1 pseudogene is annotated in these 289 nt (G+C 55.0%); it reads left to right on the forward strand.

Annotation, left to right across the window (positions count from 1 at the left end):
• A pseudogene (locus tag SB753_RS36390) lies at positions 1–108 on the forward strand (oxidoreductase); the annotation flags it as partial.
• Positions 109–289: the final 181 nt, after the last annotated feature.

The raw sequence follows: 289 nt of genomic DNA on the forward strand, positions 1-289 counted from the left end.
ACCGCTGAAGAATGTACCGGTGCGTTTCTGTTTCTGGCCAGTGATGAAGCGAGTAGCTATGTCACGGGGCAAATTATCGAAGTCAACGGCGGTCAAGTCATGCCTTGAGCTGACATTCGCCAACGTTGGGCGGTGAACGTGTAGTAAAGCGCGTGTAGCCGCTACGCCATTCCAGGTCGGCGAATAGCGGCGATGATTATGTGACGGTGCCTCGGTGCGCGTTGGCTGCGGAGCGGTCGCTGTTAATGCCTGGTAATGCGTTCATTTGCGAGCTTATCCTCGCCTCATT

It is taken from the genome of Paraburkholderia sp. SIMBA_053 (assembly GCF_046534895.1).
Taxonomy (GTDB): domain Bacteria; phylum Pseudomonadota; class Gammaproteobacteria; order Burkholderiales; family Burkholderiaceae; genus Paraburkholderia; species Paraburkholderia caledonica.